Below are 15,452 nucleotides of genomic sequence, written 5' to 3' on the forward strand. Positions count from 1 at the left end.
CTCCTCATGCAGTTGACCACTGGTGCGAAGCGCTTCCTCGGCCTCGTCGCGAGTGTCGCGATCGTCTACGGCGCGTACTACGCCTGGCAGCACGGCTTGATCGGCAAGCATGGCGATACGCAGCCTTCGGCGCTCGACGTCGGCAATAATTCGACACCCGCGCCCGTCACGCAGCCAACGGAGCAAAGCACAACACAGGCCGCCACGCCGCAGCAGACGCAGCAACCGCAGGCGATGCCCGCCAGCTTCACGCCCAACGCAGACACACGGCAACAGATTCTGCAGAATCACCTCGTGCGTATTTCGGTTGAAAACCCCAGCGAGCCGATCTATGGCGAGACCAACGGCACGCCGCACGGCTTCAATTACGAATTCGCCAGGCTGCTGTTCGGCCAGCCGGAATTCAACGCGAACGGCCCGATCAAGATCGACACGCATCACGAGGTAAGCGCGTACAAGGACGTGCCGCGCCAGTTGCTGGCTTCGGACAACGGCGTGCCCGCCGTCGACATCGCCATGGACGGGCTCACCTTCCCCGACAACACGCCCTCCGGCGTGATCTACACGAATCCGTATCTGGACGACTTCGGCTACGCGCTGATCGTACAGAAGGGTTCGGCGGTGCATTCGGCGGCCGATCTCGCGGGCAAGACCGTGGGTATCCTGCAGGGCGACCCGGACGTGAAAGCCTTTGTCACGCGCCAGTTCCCCGGCACGCAATTCGTCGAAGTCAACGACGCCGACGACCAGTTCATCACCAAGGCCATCGACGAGCATCAGGTGGACGCGTTCATCTACGACTACCCGTTCGCCGTGGAATCGATCAAGGGCAGCGATCTTAAATTCGCGCAAACCAAGCTCGACGGATCGTCGATCAGCTACAAGGTCGGCGTGCGCGCGAACGACCAGAATCTGCTCGTGTACCTGAACAGCGCGATCGGCCGCGTCAAGCAGTCGCCGGCTTATCTGGACCTGCTGCGCAAGTATTTCCGCAGCGATCAGGCCGATGTGATCGCAGCGGGAAATGGTGAGCACAGCTATGCGGTAAAGCGCGGCGACACGCTCAATACCATCGCTGCCGCGCAACTGGGTGCGGGCGCGCGTTACCGCGATATCCAGCGCCGCAATAACCTGCCCAATCCGAATCTGATTCTGGTGGGTGAGCAACTGATCATTCCGGTGCGTTAATCCGCACTCTTGAATGCAAAAGGGCGATGCGCGTTGTGATGCGCATCGCCCTTTTTTAATGGCTCATCCGGTAATCAGAACACCTTGATCGGCATGTCGATCACGAGACGATATTCCATGTTGCTCGAATCCGAATAGTACTTCGAGCCGTGGTGCCACATGGCGATGAAGGTCACCTTCGTGTCCTTGAAGCGCCCGCTTTGCAGCGTATACGACGGCACGAAACCAAATTCGTGATGCGTGCCGTGCACCGGCTCGCCGTTCTTCCAATAAAGGCCGTGCAGCGCGCTGCCTTCCGACGCATTGATCTGCGCCTCCGCCGAGCCGTCCGCGCCCCAGCCGGTCAGATACCAGAACATCGCCTTTGCGCCGGGCAGGCCGGCGTACTTGCCGTCGAACGTATAACGCGCCTGGAACGACTGTTCGTGCGGTGCGTTGTAGTCCACGTCCATCGAGTTCACGAGATAAATGCCGTTGGTCTCGTTCACGTAGTCGAAGAACTGGTCGCCCAGGATGTGCTGGTAGCCGAACAGGATCGAGTGCGGGCCGTGCTGCGCCGCGACCGAAAAGCTGATCGCGTTGTTGTTGATGTGGCCTTCCAGCGCGTCGCCGGTATTGTGCGTCGAATAGACGTTGCCAAAGCCAGTCCACTTGATCGTCGACGGATCGCCAAAGCTCTGCTGCACCGAAGCGTAATACTGGTTCCAGACGTTATCTGCCTGATCGGCGTAGAGCGAAAGCGAGCCGCCCTTGGCGTAATCCCACGAACCGCCCACATAGCTCAGGCGGTCGATACGCACGCCGCCATAGGAGCTGGTGAGGTTGCTCAGATTGGTGTGGCCGCGATCGTCCGCCTTCGTGAAACTGCCGCCTTCGAGCGACATATTCGCCACGTCGTTGCTCACGACCGACACACCAAGGAAAGTCGGCGGCAGCGCGCGATTGTCGTGCGGTTCCATGAACGGATTGACGATCTGCTGCAGACCGTATTTGACGACCGTATCCGAGATGCGCGCCTTCACGTCGTACATGCCGGGATAGGCCCACGCGAGCTGGTTCGAGCCGCCGCCATCCTTGCCGACGTGCACCATATTGCCCCCGCCCGCGCCACCGTCGAGCTTGAACGCGCCAAACAGCGACGCGTCCACGCCAAAACCAATCAACCCCTGCGTGAAGCCCGATTCATAGTTGACCTGCGCGGCCTGGATCCACGCATGGCGATGCGGACCGCCTTGCACGTCGAGCTGGTCGGCGTAGTTGCGCAGATCGATGGTCAGATGACTGTCGCCGATAAAGCCATTGCTGCGCGCCTGGCTTGACGACGGCTGCTTCGGATTGTCGGCCACGGTGACGCGATCTTCGGTGCGATCGGGCGAGCCTGCGGCCAGCAACGTCGTACCGCTCTGCGTTTGACCCTGCGCCGCAGGAACATTCGCCTGCGCGACCACGATGGTGCCGTTTTGCGCCTTCTTTTCAGGAGCTTTGGCTTGTGCGGCCGTTTGTGCAACCGTCTGCGGCGCGCTGGCTGCCTGTGGGGTGTCGTCGGCCCAGGCCTGCGCGCTCACGCCGAGCGGCAAACCCAATGCGACGAACATGATCTTCGATGTCGCCTTGGATTTTCTGCGATCTGTTTTCATCGTTTTTATCTTCACGTCGTTATAACCTGAATCGTCGGGTGGTGGCCCGTGCGATCCTCCTGGCCGCCGGCGGTAGCGCGGCAAGCCCAATTCCGCGACATGGCGGTCAGCCACGCAGCGAAATACTGCTGCGACGCAGACGTTTGCCTGCGCCACGTTTTATTGTTTGTTTCCTGCACACAGGAGAAGGAACATCGGCACTGCCAGCCGCGACGACGTACGCGGGTGAGCAATAGAAAGGAATCCTGATCGTTTGACTACGCCTGGCAGGCTGAAGATCAGTGTGGTCTTTTTATTCAAGCGAAGGTGACGACGCACGGCCCGCGCGCGTCATCCTATACCGCGACATCCAGCGTCATATTCGCGCCGGAAGCAGATGAAGGTCATTCACTTCGACATCCTTACAATTTCATACAAGAAAGCACCGGATATTTCGACCTCCCCGGTACCTCCTCGATCAAAACAGGCGCGGCGTCCCTACCCAGACGACAACCGCTTCCTTACTTCCGTTGTTGCTCCAGCTATGCGGCACCGTGGACTGATAATGCGCCGAGTCTCCTGTCTGGAGCACAAACTCCTTACCTTCCAGCTCAAGCGAGAGTTCACCTTCGAGCACGTAGAGGAATTCCTCCCCCGCGTGCGTGGTGACTTCCGAGCGCTTCTTGCCGGTGGGCAGACGCACGAGAATCGACTCGAGCTGACGCCCCCCCGCCGTATTCGTAAGCCGCGCGAACAGATTCGACGAATCCGCGAAGCCGAAAAACTCCAGTTGATCGCCGCGTTTGACCGAACGTTCCTCTGATGGCGTTTCGACGAAGTACTGCATCGTCACGCCCAACGCCCGCGCAATGCCCGAGAGCGAAGTCAGCGACGGCGAAGCCAGACCACGCTCCACCTGGGACAGAAACGGCTTCGAAATACCGGCCGCCGTTGCCGTCTGATCGAGCGTCTGATTCAGCCGCTGGCGCAGTGCGCGGATCTTTTCACCGAGCGCCAACGCAGCCGGGTCCTGCTTTCCACTTGTAGAAACCATATCAGGAACGTAAATTATCGTCAAAAATTGTTTGATATAAGTAAATATCGTTTGATACCCTTGCGGGTTGCCGGATTTTCACTTATATGAACCGGCACCAAAACAGTGCGTCAGCGAGATCCGCGCCAACACTGTGACGGAGAATCAGACAAAAACGAAATTGTAAACGCGGTGCCTGCGCGATCCGCAGTCCAACCGAGGAGGAGATATGAAATCAACTGGCGCCATAAGCGCCGTCTTTGCCAGCGGCACCACTCCCGGCGTGAGTGGGGGCCCGCTTCGCACGCGACCCGCGTGCCTTCGCCATCTCCGCAGCTTCACCAGCAACTTCGGCAGCAGATTTGCAGCAAATTGAGGTCACAATGAATTCATCGGTTTCACGGACGAGGTCGTTCTCGACGGTTTTCCTCATCGAGATGTGGGAGCGCTTCGGCTACTACGGCATGGCGGCGCTGCTCGTTCTTTTCATGGTCGAGCGGCTGGGTTTCAGCGAAGAGCATGCCACCCTCACCTGGGGCGCGTTCGCCGCGCTCGTCTACGCATCGCCCTCGATTGGGGGCTGGATCGGCGACCGCGTGCTGGGTTCGCGCCGTTCGATGGTGCTGGGCGCCGCCATCCTGTTCGCGGGCTATTTCATGCTCGCCCTGCCCAACGATCATCTGGGTCACATGTACGCGTCGCTCGGCGTGATCGTGGTGGGCAATGGTCTGTTCAAATCGAACGCCGCCAACCTCGTGCGCCGCATCTATGAAGGGGACGAATCGCGCATCGACGCGGCCTTCACGATCTACTACATGGCGGTCAATATCGGCTCGACGGTGTCGATGCTGCTCACGCCCTGGATCAAGGACCACTGGGGGTGGCACGCGGCCTTCGCGGTCTGCTGCGGCGGCATGCTGCTCGGTATCGCCAACTTCTTCCTGATGCAGCGCACGCTCGCGCAGATCGGCTCGATTCCGGATGCGGAACCGATCCAGTGGCGCCGTCTGGCGTGGGTCCTCGCCGGCGGCGTCGTGCTGGGCGTCGCGACCATGTTCGTGCTGCAGGACAAGAAGCTGGCCGTGACGTGCGTCTACACGGCAGGCGTGGCGATTCTCGCGATCTTCGGCTGGATGCTGATGACGTGTGAGCGTCAGGAACGCGCGGGTCTCGTGGCCGCGTTGATTCTCGTGCTGCAGGTGATCCTGTTCTTCGTGTTCTACCAGCAGATGTCCACCTCGCTCACGCTGTTCGCGGTGCATAACGTCGATCCGGCCTTCCGCCTGTTCGGCACGACGCTGTTCAGCTGGAGCGCAGCGCAATTCCAGGCGCTCAACCCCATCTGGATCATGATCATGAGCCCGGTGCTCGCGACGCTCTATTCGCGCCTCGCCAGCCGTGGCGGCGACGTGCCGGTCGCGGCCAAGTACGCGCTTGGCTTCGTGGTGGTGTCCGCGGGCTTCTTCGTCTATGCGCTGAGCGCGCGCTACGCCGTCGATGGCCGCGTGTCGTCGTGGTTCATGGTGGCGGGCTACGGTCTCTACTCGCTGGGCGAACTGCTCGTGAGCGGCCTCGGTCTCGCGATGATCGCGCGTTACGTGCCGGCCCGCATGAGCGGCTTCATGATGGGCGCGTACTTCGTGGCCACCGGCGTGTCGCAATACCTGGGTAGCGTGGTCGCCACGTTTGCGAAGATGCCGCAAGGCAACCTCTCGCCGCTCGAATCGCTGCCGCTTTACACCAAGCTGTTTGACGGCCTTGGCTGGCTCGCCGCGGCAGGCGCCCTGCTCGCGATCCTGCTGCTGCCGCTGATGGGCCGCCTTTCGCGCGCCCACCAGCAGCAAGCCGATCAAGCCGCAAACGCCGAAGGCGAACTCGCGACGAAGTAATACCCTCTTAAGGCCACGCGACATACCTGTCGCTGGCCTCATCTCTTGAGCGGGATCGTTGCTAACGCATCGATCCCGTTCTCTTTTGTAGGCCTGGCAAGCTAGAATCGTCGGCACGCTTTCATACGGGGAATAGCGATGTCCGACACGATCGATGCAGCCACCACCGACTCCCTTCACGCCGATATCGTGCTGCCTGTCGAAAGGCAACTCGACGCCTACAACGCGCGCGATATCGACGCCTTCATGGCCTGCTGGGCTGACGACGCCGAATACTACGAGTTCCCCTCGCGCCTGCTTGCCAGCGGCGCCGGACAGATTCGCGCGCGTCATCTCACACGATTCGAAGAGCCGCATCTGTACGGCCATCTGGTGCATCGCGGCGTGGTGGGCAATACGGTTATCGATCAGGAGCGCGTCACGCGCGACTTCCCAGAAGGCGTGGGCGAAGTCGATGTGCTCGCCGTCTACGAAGTCGTCGACGGCAAGATCGCGAAGGCCTGGTTCAAAATGGGCGCCCCGCGCTTGCACAATACCCGTGCGTGAACGCAGGAAGGTTGCGCGCGCAATGACTTGCTAGCCGATCGCGGCCTTGTCGCTTGCCAGCAACGCCGGCAGATGTTCGCCCACGAACTCGACCCAGGTGCGCACCTTCGCATCCAGATACTTGCGCGAAGGATAGATCGCGTAGATGTTGCGCACGTCGAGCCTGTAATTGGGCAACACGCGAACGAGACGTCCTTCCGCATGTTCGCGCGCGAATGTCGAAGCCGGCAACACGCCCACACCCATGCCGGATGCGAGGGCTTCCGCCAGCGCCTCCGGCAGATTGACCGAGAACGGCAGCTTCTGCGGCGCGAAAATCTCTTCGCCCGCATCGCTCTCGAACACCCATGATTCCGATTCGCCCGATGGCATCACGAGTTTCAGGCACGCATGCTGGTCGAGATCGGCGAGCGTCTGCGGCGTGCCGTGGCGTTCCAGATAACCTGGCGCAGCGCACATCACGCTATAGAAACTGCCGAGCGAGCGAGAAATATAGTTCGACTCCTTGAGCGATTGCGCGAGCACGAGGGAGATGTCGAGCCCTTCCTCGAGCAGATCGGGGATGCGCTGATGCAGCGTGAGGTCGACCTCGACAAGCGGCTGCTGCTCCATGTAGCGCGACACGAGCGGCACCACATAACGCGTGCCGAAACCGCTCATCGAATGAATGCGCAGACGTCCCGAGGGCACCACGGTGGCATTGCGCGCCTCGGATTCGGCCTGATCCAGATCGTCGAGAATCAGGCGGCAGCGCGCGAGAAAGCGCTCGCCGGCTTCGGTGAGGATGATCTTGCGTGTCGTGCGGTTGAACAGACGCGTTTGCAGATGCGCTTCGAGATCGGACACCGCACGCGAGGTATAGGCCGTGGTCGTGTTGAGCGCGTTGGCCGCCGCGGTAAAGTTGCCCGCGTCCACGACGCGTATGAAGACCCGCATGCTTTGGACCAGGTCCATGAATCACCGCCGGAAATATCGTTGCTTCGTATGAAGGATCAACAAACGCACGCGCCGTTGCTGCGTGCACGCGCGTGCATTTGTCGGTGTCAGATGACGAAGCGAAGTATATCCCGGCGCCTACGCGCCACATACAGGCCTTTGGAACGATCAGAAGCCTTCGAGTACGATCTTGCCGCGCGCGCGATTGGTTTCGATCAGCTCGTGAGCACGGCGCAGATTCGCGGCATTGATGCTGCCAAAGCGCTCGTTGAGCGTCGTGCGCAACACGCCATCGTCGATCAGGCGTGCAACGCGATCGAGCAGTTCATGCTGGCGAATCTGATCCGCCGTGCCAAACATCGAGCGCGTAAACATGAACTCCCAATGCAGCGACACGGACTTCGTCTTGAGCTTGCGGAAGTCGATGATGTCGGGATCGTCGATCAGACCCAGACGGCCTTGCGGCTTGATCGACGCCACGATCTCGTCGAAGTGGTGATCGGTCTGGTTCAGGCTCGCGATGTATTCGACACCGTCGAAGCCGATGCGCTTGAGTTCCTGCGAAAGCGGCTTGGTGTGGTCGATCACATGATGCGCGCCCAGCTCCGTGACCCATTGCGCCGTCTCGGCGCGCGAGGCCGTGCCGATCACCGTGAGCCCCGTCAATTGCCGCGCAAGCTGCACGAGGATCGAGCCAACGCCGCCCGCCGCGCCGATCACCAGCAAAGCCTGGCCGCTGGCCTCGCGGCCTTCGGGCACGCCCAGGCGGTCGAACAGCAACTCCCAGGCCGTGATGGTCGTGAGCGGCAACGCCGCCGCCTGCGCGAAGTCCAGCTTCGCAGGCATGTGGCCGACGATGCGCTCGTCCACCACATGGAGTTCGCTATTGGTGCCGGGCCGCGTGAGCGAGCCTGCGTACCAGACCTTATCGCCCGGCTTAAAAAGCGTTACGTCCTTGCCGACCGCACGCACCACGCCGCTCGCGTCCCAACCCAGCACCTTCGGCTGGCCGTCCTCGGGCGTCACGCGAACACGTACCTTCGCATCCACCGGATTGACCGACACGGCGCGCACTTCGACCAGCAGATCGTGCGCGCCCGGTGCCGGATCGGGCAGTTCGAGGTCGATCAACGATTCGGGTTCGGTAATCGGCAGGCTGCGGTGGTAGCCAATCGCTTTCATCATGCTTCTCCAGTTGAAACGAATTGAATTGCTTTGAAGGTGAGACAGCGAAACATCAACGTACTGACAGCGGCTCGAAATGAATCAGTTCAGGGTCCGCCGCGAAATACGGCCAGAGCATCTGCAGAAACGGCGCGAAATCGGCGTGCGCCATAAAGGCGCTCTGCGCATCCAGACTGTCCCACTCGATCTCCAGCACATAGCAGCCATCGTCTTCACATTGTGGACCGAGCCGGTGGCCGCGATAGCCTTGCTTGTTCGTCAGCAAACCGCTTGCCGTGCCCCACACTGCTTCGAACGCCGCTGCTTTCTGGGGCCGCAGATGAAAACGCGCGATTGCGATCAGCATGGTGCGCCTCCTGTTGCGTTCAATCTCGTGCGATTGCGTTCAATTGCGTTCGCTGTTCGTCATGGGAGGGATGATGGCCGAATTGGCGCGATCGACCTAGAGGGTACGCGCGCAAGCAGTTTCAAAGCACGATTGAAAATACGGCTCAGCCCAGGTAGGCGGCGAAGCGCTGCTGCAGGAAGTCGCGCAGCGCGCTGACTGTGGGCGAGAGCATCGCGCGGTGGGCGCAGACGAGATTGAGCGGCGCAGGCTCGGTGCCAAAGTGCTGCATCGCCGGCTCCAGCAGGCCGGCCTTGAGATCGGCGTGCACGTCCAGGCGCGATTTATAGGCGAGTCCCACACCCGCCAGCGCCCATTTACGCACGAGTTCGCCGTCGTCGCTGCTGCGGTTGCCGTGTACGTTCACGACGATGGGCTCATCGTCGCTAAAGAAGGTCCAGCGGTCGTGCAGCGTATCGCTCAAGGCGAAGCGCAAGCAGTTGTGGCGCGCCAGATCGGCGGGCGTGGCGGGCTTGCCGTGACGCGCAAAGTAAGCGGGCGTCGCGCACAGTACACGGCGATTGTCGGGCACAAGCGGCAGCGCCACGAGGCTCGAATCCTCGGGCACGCCGTAGCGGATCGCCAGCGCAATTGGCGCGCGGTACATGTCCGCGATCTGGTCGCCAATGCGCACCTGCAGCGAAACCGCCGGGTATTGCGCCTGAAAATCGTCGAGCCAGCCCACCAGCACGTTGCGCCCCAGATCCGAAGGCATCGACAGCGACACCGTGCCGCCAATCATCTTGCGTCCGTGCGCAACGGCGTTCTGCCCCGCCTCCAGTTGCTCGATGGCGTTGCGCGCGAACGCCAGGTAGCGCTCGCCATCGGCGGTAAGCCGCAGGCTGCGGGTCGAGCGCGCGAAGAGGCGCGCGCCGAGTTCCGCCTCCAGCCGCTTGAGGCCCGCGCTTGCCACGGCAGGCGTGAGATCGAGCTGGCGCGCGGCGGCCGATAGGCTGCCGTTGGCCGCCGCGGAAACAAAAATCACGAGGTCTTCGAGTCGGATCATGAGCTTGCGGGGACGGTCCCGTTACGCCAGATAAGGTTTCAATACTTCGGACGCCTGATCGAATTTCCGCTCCAGAAAATCAAGCAGCGTGCGCACGCGTGGCGCCATATAGGGCGTGCGCTGGAACAGCGCGTTCACGGGCGCATCGGGGCCGCGCCAGTCCGGCAACAGCAGTTTCAGACGCCCCGCCTGCAGATCCTCGCCGATGTCCCAGATCGACTTCATCACCACGCCACGCCCTTCGACCGCCCATTCGCGCGCGAGCGCGCCGTCATTCGTTTGCCGCGACCGCTCGGGCGGCGCCGTAAACAGCGCCGTTTCGTCGCCGCGCGAGAAGCGCCAGTTGTTCGCCACGCCCGCAGCGGACCCGAGCAGGATGAAATCGAGCTGGCCCAGTTCGTCCGGATGGGTGGGCGTGCCATGCGCCGCAAGATAAGCGGGCGAGGCGCACAGGGCCCGGCGATTGTCGGCCAGGCGCCTTGCGACCATCGCGCTATCGGCAGGCACGCCAAAGCGGATCGCCATGTCGATATCGTCCTGCAACAGATGCGAGAGCGAGTCGGAGAGCACCAGCGTGAGCGTGACCTGCGGATGCCGCTCGTTGAATTCGTCGAGCCAGTGGCGCAACACGGCGCGCCCGAAGTCCGACGTGGCCGAAACGCGCAACGCCCCGCTCACCGTCGCGCGGCCCGCCTGCAACGCCGCGCGGGCGTCGTCCAGCGTTTGTAGCGCGTGCTGGCAGTGCGCGAGATAGACGCGGCCTTCGTCGGTCAGCCTCAGCCTGCGCGTGGAGCGCTCGAACAGTTGCGTGTGCAACACGCCTTCGAGCTTGACGAGGCGCGCACTGGCGGCAGCCGGCGACAGGCCGAGCTTCCTGCCCGCCGCCGAAAGGCTGCCCTGGCTGGCTGCTTCGACAAAAAGCCGTATATCACCGAGATTGTCCATGGTCCGCCGATGGGAATGCGAAAAACGCCGACGGTCAGGCCAGATCAGCCGAATCATTTAAAAGGCCAGACCGCGCAGCATCGGCATGTTACCGCGACGGGCGGGCCGGCGACCCGGATATACGTGGTGTCGCCTTCGATCCTCGGACCGGTAACGCACCGTACAAACGCCAATGTGCCTGCGGTCAAACCAGAACATTCAGGTGCCGACGGCGCAGGTGACGACGCCCCCACGCCCGCATTTTTCCTGTCAGGCAAGCAAATTGCTGATGCAGGGCGCGGCCACGCAACCCCTCTTCCGGCCGCCTCACCACAGGGAGAATCCGTAATGAAAAAGCTGCTTCTGATCGCCGCTACGACACTTATTTCGCTCACCGCCATTCAGCCGGCTTTCGCCTACGATCACCACGACTGCCATAAGGTGAAGGTGCATCATCATTGGGAGACGCGCTGCCATCACTGATGGGCGCATAGCGGGGCGTGAGTGCGGGCCGGGTGCTTCCGCCCGCTTTTGCTATATGATCGCCGTTTGATTTTTCGGAAGATTGCCCCGTGCAGATCCTCGTCGACGCCGACGCTTGTCCGTCCGTCATCAAAGACATGTTGTTTCGGGCCGCGCGTCGCGTCGAGGTCTGCGTCACGCTGGTTGCCAACCAGTACCTGCGCACCCCGCCGTCGCCGTTCATCAAGTCCATCCAGGTTCCGGCGGGCTTCGACGTGGCCGACAACCGCATCGTCGAACTCGCCGCAGCCGGCGACCTCGTCATCACGGCGGACATTCCGCTTGCCGCCGCGGTGCTCGACAAGGGCGCGCATGCGCTCGATCCGCGCGGCAACTGGTTCACGCCCGACACCATCAAGGAGCGCCTGACGATGCGCGACGTGATGGATCAATTGCGCAGCACGGGCATTGAAACGGGCGGCCCCGCGCCCTTTTCCACGCGCGACAGCAATACCTTCGCCAGCCAGCTCGATCGATTCCTGGCCCGGCACGCCAGTGCGCCGCGCAAATCGCCGTGAACCCTGGCGTGTATTACACGGCGCCGATTTCCGCCGCCACCGGCACGTTGCCGGACACGCTCATCGCGCGCGGCTGAAGCATCAGCGCCACCAGTGCCGTCCAGCCGGTCTGATGCGAAGCGCCAATGCCGCGCCCGTTGTCGCCATGAAAATACTCGTGAAACAGCACGAGATCGCGGCAACGCGGGTCGGCCTGCAATTGCGGGTACGCGCCCATCACCGGGCGCTCGTTCTTGCGATCCAGCAAAAATAGCGTCGTCACGCGCTGCGCGAGTTCGTCGGCAATCTGCGCGAGCGACAGCTTCTTGCCCGATCCCGTGGGATATTCAACGAGAAAATCGTCGCCGTAATAGCGGTGGAATTCGTACAACGATTCGATCAGCAGATAATTGACCGGCATCCAGATTGGCCCGCGCCAGTTCGAGTTACCACCGAATACGCGCGAATCCGACTCTCCCGGCAGATATTGCACGCCGAACCTGCAACCGTTGTAGCGATACACAAATGGCTCGTCCAGATGCGAGCGCGAGAGCGCACGCACGCCATGCGCGGAGAGAAATTCGGCTTCGTCGAGCACGCGCTTGAGCAGCGCCTTCATACGATGCCCGCGCAATAGCGACAGCAAAAGCGAATTGCCCTTGCCCGGCTGATTCCAGCGCGACACGAGCCTCGCCAGATCGGGCCGGTGTTCGAGAAACCAGACCAGCCGGTCGCGCAAACCGGGCAGGCCGCCATGCACCTGCTCTTCCAGCACGCGCACCGCGAAAAACGGAATCAGGCCGACGATCGAGCGCATGCGCAGCGGCTCGCTGGTGCCATCGGGCAAGCGCAGTTTGTCGTAGAAGAACTCGTCGACACTATCCCACAGGCCCGTATCGCAGCCGTCGTCGCAACTCACCGCGCCCGCGATATACAGGAAGTGCTCGAAGAACTTCACGCCGATATCGACGAACACATGATTGTCGAACGCCAGTTCGAGCGCGATACGCATCAGGTCCAGCGCGTACGCGGCCATCCAGGCAGTGCCGTCGGCCTGATCGAGACGCCCGCCCGTGGGCAACGGAGACGATCGATCGAAGATGCCTACGTTGTCCAGGCCAAGAAAACCGCCCTGGAAAATATTGTGGCCGTCCGCGTCCTTGCGGTTGACCCACCACGAAAAATTGAGCAGCAGCTTGTGAAAGACGCGTTCGAGAAACTCGCGGTCGCCGTGGCCGGTGATCGTGCGGTCGATCTCGTAGACGCGCCATGCCGCCCACGCATGCACAGGCGGATTCGCATCACCAAAGGCCCATTCGTAGGCGGGAAGCTGACCGTTCGGGTGCTGATAGCGATCCTTGACGAGCAGCAGCATCTGCTTCTTCGCGAACATGGGATCGATCAGCGCAAAGGCCACCGCCTGGAAGGCCAGATCCCACGAGGCGTACCACGGGTACTCCCATTTGTCCGGCATCGACAGAATGTCCGCGTTGCACAGATGCTGCCAGTCCGCATTGCGCCCGCGCCGGCGGCTGGCAGGCGGCGTGGGCTGCAGCGGATCGCCCTCCATCCAGCGATGCACGTCGTACTCGTAGTATTGCTTCGACCACAACAGGCCCGCGAGCGCCTGGCGCTGCACGAGGCGCGCGTCGGCGCTTTCGATATCGCGCTGGAGCGCCTCGTAGAAGGCATCCGCTTCGGCGATACGGCGCGCGAACAGCGCGTCGGTATCGAGCGGCACGTCCTCCTTCGGCGCGGACACGGGCCGCCAGCGAAACGTCACAACGGCGCGCGCGTGCGCGGCCAGTTCGAGATGCACGCGCGCGGCGGCCTTCGTGCCGGCGTCGCGGCGGATCGCCGCTTCGTTGCCGTGCACGATGTAGTCGTTAAAGCCGTCCTTGAACGGCCCTGCGCCCTCCATGCCGAACAGGCGCTGCACGTTGGTGTCGTTCTCGCAGAACAGCCACTCGACGCTCATCGCATCCTTCGATGCGGCTGTCACGATCAGCGGCTCGTGCCGGTCGCCGCGCGCCAGCACATGATCGCCCTCTGCCGACGATGCGAACGTGAGAGACGGCTTGCCGCTTACCGGCTTCCACGACCATGTGTTGCGCGCCCAGATCTGTGGCAGCACGTCGATCGACGCATGCCGTCCCGCGCGGTTTTCCACGGTCACGCGCATCACCATATCTTCAGGCGTGTGCTTCGCATATTCGATATGGACATCGAAATAATTTTCGTCGTCGAATACGCCGGTATCGAGTATTTCGTATTCGGGCACCGAGGTGCTGCGCCGCGCGTTCTCGTCGATCAGATCCTGATATGGAAACGCGGCCTGCGGATACTTGTAGAGCATGCGCATGTACGAATGCGTCGGCGTGCCGTCGAGGTAGAAGTACAGCTCCTTCACGTCCTCGCCATGATTGCCCTGCTCGTTCGTGAGGCCAAACAGGCGCTCCTTGAGGATGGGATCGCGGCCGTTCCACAGCGCCAGCGCGACGCACCAGCCCAGCCTTTCGTCGGCGAATCCGCCCAGACCATCCTCGCCCCAGCGATAGGCGCGCATGCGCGCGTGATCGTGCGGAAAGTAGTCCCATGCAGTGCCGTGCTCGCTGTAGTCCTCGCGCACCGTGCCCCACTGGCGCTCGCTCAGGTACGGGCCCCAGCGCTGCCAGCGGGCGTAGTCGCTCGAATAGAGGCGTTGGCCTTCGGCGGTGAGGTCGAGACCGGCGGCGCGTTGCAGCATGGCATCCCCTTCTCATTGGTCGGCGCGAGAGGCGCCGGGATGCTCATGCTAGCGCGGTTTGGTCATCGCCGGGCGGCCCGAGCCAGTCGAGAATGCGCAACAACTCGCCGAGCGACCACGCCTGGAAAGGCGTGCCGCCCGGATGGTGCGGCGCATCGCCATCGGCGACTTCGCTGATGTGATCGAGCCCGGCGCGGTCGAGATGCGCGAGCAATGGCGCGATGAAGCGCGCGTACGCGCTCGCACGCTGCGCCGCGTCATCGCCATGCACGCGCAGCCAGGCGCCCACGAAGGGACCGAGCAGCCACGGCCAGACGGTCCCCTGGTGATACGCGCCGTCGCGCTCCAGCACGCCGCCCGCGTAGCGTCCGCGATACGCGGGGTCGAGCGGCGATAGCGTGCGCAAACCCATCGGCGTGAGCAGATGCGTTTCGACCTGCGCGACGACCGCGCGCGCGGTCTCACCCTCCAGCAGCGCGAACGGCAAACCTCCCACGGCGAAGATCTGATTGGGCCGGATCGAGCGATCGATCTGGCCGTCGATATGATCGGCGTCGATCACATCGAAAAGCGCGCCCGACGCCGGATCGACGAAACGCTGCGCAAATGCCGTGCTCGCGCGCGTTTCCAGTTCGCGCCAGCGCGTGTTCCATGCGCCTGCGACACGCAGCGCGTTGATCCACAGCGCCTGAATTTCAACCGGTTTGCCGATGCGCGGCGTGACGACCCAGTCGCCCGCCTTCGCGTCCATCCAGGTCAGTTGCACGCCGGGCACGCCAGCGCGCAGCAATCCGTCGCGCTCATCGGCGGCGATCTGAAAACGCGTACCGCGCACGTAGCCGTCGAGAATCGCATCGACCGCGCCTTGCAGCACGAGCCGTGTTTGCGCAGGCACATCGCCCGCCGCGAAAAAATCATGCACCGCCACGACAAACCACAGCGACGCATCGACCGAGTTGTATTCGGGCGAGCCGCCCGC

General features: G+C 62.5%; 14 protein-coding genes. 5 read left to right on the forward strand and 9 right to left on the reverse strand.

Going from position 1 to position 15,452, the window contains the following annotated elements; all coding sequences use genetic code 11:
* Window positions 1-6 precede the first annotated feature (6 nt).
* On the forward strand, window positions 7-1,188 hold the full coding sequence (locus VG320_RS23550; RefSeq protein ID WP_327202471.1) for a transporter substrate-binding and LysM peptidoglycan-binding domain-containing protein: 1,182 nt from the start codon (window positions 7-9) through the stop codon (window positions 1,186-1,188).
* Window positions 1,189-1,262: 74 nt separating this feature from the next.
* Here the strand turns inward: VG320_RS23550 and VG320_RS23555 are convergent, their stop codons facing one another.
* Together VG320_RS23555 and VG320_RS23560 are read right to left on the reverse strand one after the other, a co-directional pair.
* A complete protein-coding gene (locus VG320_RS23555; protein ID WP_327202472.1) occupies window positions 1,263-2,783 on the reverse strand; it encodes an OprD family outer membrane porin in 1,521 nt (506 codons plus the stop codon).
* A gap of 499 nt (window positions 2,784-3,282) precedes the next feature.
* Complete coding sequence (locus tag VG320_RS23560; RefSeq protein ID WP_327202473.1) at window positions 3,283-3,858, reverse strand: XRE family transcriptional regulator; 576 nt, start codon at window positions 3,856-3,858, stop codon at window positions 3,283-3,285.
* A gap of 362 nt (window positions 3,859-4,220) precedes the next feature.
* On the opposite strand from VG320_RS23560, the gene VG320_RS23565 reads away from it, so the two are divergent.
* Window positions 4,221-5,726 carry an oligopeptide:H+ symporter gene (locus tag VG320_RS23565; RefSeq protein ID WP_327202474.1) on the forward strand — a complete coding sequence of 502 codons (1,506 nt, stop codon included), beginning with the start codon at window positions 4,221-4,223 and terminating at the stop codon, window positions 5,724-5,726.
* Between the two features lie 138 nt (window positions 5,727-5,864).
* Window positions 5,865-6,272: a nuclear transport factor 2 family protein gene (locus tag VG320_RS23570; RefSeq protein ID WP_327202475.1), complete on the forward strand. Its 408-nt coding sequence runs from the start codon at window positions 5,865-5,867 to the stop codon at window positions 6,270-6,272.
* A 30-nt stretch (window positions 6,273-6,302) separates the two neighbouring features.
* Here VG320_RS23570 and VG320_RS23575 read toward each other — a convergent pair whose 3' ends face one another.
* From VG320_RS23575 to VG320_RS23595, 5 genes are all read right to left on the reverse strand, one after another.
* Window positions 6,303-7,226, reverse strand: a complete 924-nt coding sequence (locus VG320_RS23575; protein WP_327202476.1) for a LysR family transcriptional regulator — start codon at window positions 7,224-7,226, stop codon at window positions 6,303-6,305.
* A 150-nt stretch (window positions 7,227-7,376) separates the two neighbouring features.
* The gene (locus VG320_RS23580; protein WP_327202486.1) at window positions 7,377-8,390 is read right to left on the reverse strand and encodes a zinc-binding alcohol dehydrogenase family protein; all 1,014 of its coding nucleotides are present in this window, start codon (window positions 8,388-8,390) and stop codon (window positions 7,377-7,379) included.
* A gap of 55 nt (window positions 8,391-8,445) precedes the next feature.
* A complete protein-coding gene (locus tag VG320_RS23585; RefSeq protein WP_327202477.1) occupies window positions 8,446-8,739 on the reverse strand; it encodes an antibiotic biosynthesis monooxygenase in 294 nt (97 codons plus the stop codon).
* Between the two features lie 145 nt (window positions 8,740-8,884).
* The gene (locus tag VG320_RS23590) at window positions 8,885-9,784 is read right to left on the reverse strand and encodes a LysR family transcriptional regulator (RefSeq protein WP_327202478.1); all 900 of its coding nucleotides are present in this window, start codon (window positions 9,782-9,784) and stop codon (window positions 8,885-8,887) included.
* A 21-nt stretch (window positions 9,785-9,805) separates the two neighbouring features.
* The gene (locus VG320_RS23595; protein ID WP_327202479.1) at window positions 9,806-10,729 is read right to left on the reverse strand and encodes a LysR family transcriptional regulator; all 924 of its coding nucleotides are present in this window, start codon (window positions 10,727-10,729) and stop codon (window positions 9,806-9,808) included.
* Window positions 10,730-10,744: 15 nt separating this feature from the next.
* Here VG320_RS23595 and VG320_RS23600 point away from each other — a divergent pair, with 15 nt between their 5' ends.
* Window positions 10,745-11,191 (forward strand): hypothetical protein, encoded by a 447-nt coding sequence (locus tag VG320_RS23600; RefSeq protein WP_327202480.1) that lies wholly within the window; start codon window positions 10,745-10,747, stop codon window positions 11,189-11,191.
* An 89-nt stretch (window positions 11,192-11,280) separates the two neighbouring features.
* Window positions 11,281-11,748, forward strand: coding sequence for a YaiI/YqxD family protein (locus tag VG320_RS23605; protein WP_327202481.1), 468 nt, complete (start codon window positions 11,281-11,283; stop codon window positions 11,746-11,748).
* 13 nt (window positions 11,749-11,761) lie between these two features.
* Here the strand turns inward: VG320_RS23605 and VG320_RS23610 are convergent, their stop codons facing one another.
* Window positions 11,762-14,473: an MGH1-like glycoside hydrolase domain-containing protein gene (locus VG320_RS23610; protein ID WP_327202482.1), complete on the reverse strand. Its 2,712-nt coding sequence runs from the start codon at window positions 14,471-14,473 to the stop codon at window positions 11,762-11,764.
* A gap of 43 nt (window positions 14,474-14,516) precedes the next feature.
* A partial coding sequence (locus tag VG320_RS23615) for an amylo-alpha-1,6-glucosidase (protein ID WP_327202483.1) occupies window positions 14,517-15,452 on the reverse strand: 936 nt, incomplete at its 5' end.

Origin of the sequence: Paraburkholderia sp., assembly GCF_035948235.1 — a bacterium.
In the GTDB taxonomy this organism is placed as follows: domain Bacteria; phylum Pseudomonadota; class Gammaproteobacteria; order Burkholderiales; family Burkholderiaceae; genus Paraburkholderia.

Excerpts from the sequence above, each read along its gene's own strand:
- VG320_RS23595 (WP_327202479.1), bottom strand. The coding sequence starts at position 10,729 with ATGGACAATCTCGGTGATATACGGCTTTTTGTCGAAGCAGCCAGCCAG.
- VG320_RS23600 (WP_327202480.1), top strand. The coding sequence starts at position 10,745 with ATGCGAAAAACGCCGACGGTCAGGCCAGATCAGCCGAATCATTTAAAA.
- VG320_RS23565 (WP_327202474.1), top strand. The coding sequence starts at position 4,221 with ATGAATTCATCGGTTTCACGGACGAGGTCGTTCTCGACGGTTTTCCTC.
- VG320_RS23550 (WP_327202471.1), top strand. The coding sequence starts at position 7 with ATGCAGTTGACCACTGGTGCGAAGCGCTTCCTCGGCCTCGTCGCGAGT.
- VG320_RS23560 (WP_327202473.1), bottom strand. The coding sequence starts at position 3,858 with ATGGTTTCTACAAGTGGAAAGCAGGACCCGGCTGCGTTGGCGCTCGGT.
- VG320_RS23590 (WP_327202478.1), bottom strand. The coding sequence starts at position 9,784 with ATGATCCGACTCGAAGACCTCGTGATTTTTGTTTCCGCGGCGGCCAAC.
- VG320_RS23575 (WP_327202476.1), bottom strand. The coding sequence starts at position 7,226 with ATGGACCTGGTCCAAAGCATGCGGGTCTTCATACGCGTCGTGGACGCG.
- VG320_RS23585 (WP_327202477.1), bottom strand. The coding sequence starts at position 8,739 with ATGCTGATCGCAATCGCGCGTTTTCATCTGCGGCCCCAGAAAGCAGCG.
- VG320_RS23555 (WP_327202472.1), bottom strand. The coding sequence starts at position 2,783 with ATGTTCGTCGCATTGGGTTTGCCGCTCGGCGTGAGCGCGCAGGCCTGG.
- VG320_RS23580 (WP_327202486.1), bottom strand. The coding sequence starts at position 8,390 with ATGAAAGCGATTGGCTACCACCGCAGCCTGCCGATTACCGAACCCGAA.
- VG320_RS23610 (WP_327202482.1), bottom strand. The coding sequence starts at position 14,473 with ATGCTGCAACGCGCCGCCGGTCTCGACCTCACCGCCGAAGGCCAACGC.
- VG320_RS23570 (WP_327202475.1), top strand. The coding sequence starts at position 5,865 with ATGTCCGACACGATCGATGCAGCCACCACCGACTCCCTTCACGCCGAT.